We start from the raw sequence: 2,001 nt of genomic DNA on the forward strand, positions 1-2,001 counted from the left end.
CTTTTAATAGATCCTGATAGAAATCGTCGAATATCTTCAACATTTTCAGAGACAAGTCGAAATTTTTAATAGACAATCTATGCCGGCTTTACCAGTTCTAATCATACGGGGTTTACTGAATGCTTACCCCATACCGAACTAATCATAACCTATATCAGTAACTATAGATGTAACTGGCAGACGGGTTGATTAGTGATGATGAGGCTCAGTTGCAAAAAAGGCAGGGGAATTATCCTCTGCCTTTAATCTTTTAAAACTTTGCCCAATATACAACTATGCATTCCCTTATTATTTGCGCATTGAACAAAACTCCATATTTCTTTCCAAATCACACAGTTCATCATCCCATAACAATTTCTTTTTAATAAGTTCTTTATAACCTACATATTTTTTATTCTCAAGAATAAAAGTGGACACTGCAGCCGAATATGCTGCTTTTTGTGTTCCTTTGCTCATAATTTGTTTCAATCTTATCACAAAACGTGAGATATCTATTTCAAACCAAGGCTCTATATCAATCAAACTGTCACCTATCTCCTTTATGAGCAAAGAACGAGGTATAAAAAGATATGACTGATTATTTAAATCAAAAGTATCTATTGTATTGCGACCAATCTCATCTTTATATCCAATAAAACCATTATTCGCATAAAGGTGTTCCTTGGGATCGTCAAATAATGGGTTGATAAGCGCAACAGAAGCAGGATCTGTATCTCCTTTATGCCGATTGCATACATTAAGTGATGGTAACAAATTTCCCCATTCAACAACCTTTTCTTTATATGCAAGTTTAGGATAAAAATGATCTATCTGCATATCCTTTCCCTCTTCTTTCAATTTTGTCTCAGAATATGCGCATTTACCAAAAGCAATATCAAATACAGCATCTTTAATGAATTTTGCCTTCCAAACGCAATCATTTGTATCCCTTTTGAATCTTTCAACCAGCTCTAGTTCCAGTTCTTTAGTCAACTTACTGGGTCTTTCTGGTAATTGTATCTTAATCATAACGTTTGTCATCTATACCTTCAATCTGCATAGGATACAGTTCTCTTTCAATACTATTAGGATGTAAAATATCACTTAGCTTTTCATACACTAAAGTAGCTTCGTCAGAATTTCCAGACTGTAAAGCGGATTTGAACTTATCTATCAATTTAATGTACTCATCAGAACGAACATCGTCTCCCAAATCCATAAGCTCACGAAGTATTTCTTCAACAGTCCAACCTTGGAATGAGATATCACGATATCTTCTAATTTCTACACCTTCAGATTTATTAGAAAGAACATATAAATTTATCTTTTTCATCGATTGGACTATAAGAGGACTATGTGTTGTCACTATGAATTGTGTCATAGGGAACATATTACATAATTCAGATAAAATCAAACGTTGCCACGATGGATGAAGGTGCATGTCTATTTCATCCACCAAAAGAATAGCAGGCTCATGTAGAGGATTTTTCGAATTAGGATATCGATCAAACATTTTTTTACAGAAATCAAAAATCCATGAGAACATACATTGATACCCATATCCCAATTCATTTAATCTAAATCTGCCATTGTCAGATATAAAATAAACAAAACTGTTATTGTCATTGTCAAATCCAATCTCGATATCTTTAATACCAGGAAACAAATTAGAATGCCTAATCATATTGCGAACTTTATTAAACTTTCCACTTGCTCCTGGTCTCTTATGTTGCTTGGCTATATCTAATTGAAGAATCCAATATTCAATATCAGTAAGATTATTATTTTCCCCAAATAATGTCTCACTATTATATGAATTAACTGTTCTTTTAGTTCCTGATTCTGAATGTCTATTTGTCCCATAAGCATCAATACAAACGTTTGAGAGAGACTCAGTTGGATCTACAAAGTTAGCATTTTTCGCATATCCTAACTCGGTAGGATGTTTTGCTTCATAATTAGTATTTTCTATCACGAATGGAGTTGTATATCTTATCAATAAATCAAACATGGATTTATCTA

General features: G+C 33.1%; 2 protein-coding genes. Both read right to left on the minus strand.

Annotated features, from left to right (window positions below; all coding sequences use genetic code 11):
- Nucleotides 1–288: 288 nt before the first annotated feature.
- Complete coding sequence (locus tag I6E24_RS16075) at nucleotides 289–1,008, minus strand: HNH endonuclease family protein (protein WP_235329701.1); 720 nt, start codon at nucleotides 1,006–1,008, stop codon at nucleotides 289–291.
- Nucleotides 1,001–2,001, minus strand: a 1,001-nt coding sequence (locus tag I6E24_RS16080) for an AAA family ATPase (RefSeq protein ID WP_235329703.1), incomplete at its 5' end; no start/stop codon positions are given. The genes I6E24_RS16080 and I6E24_RS16075, both read right to left, overlap by 8 nt.

Source organism: Bacteroides caecigallinarum, from assembly GCF_021530995.1.
GTDB lineage: Bacteria > Bacteroidota > Bacteroidia > Bacteroidales > Bacteroidaceae > Phocaeicola > Phocaeicola faecigallinarum.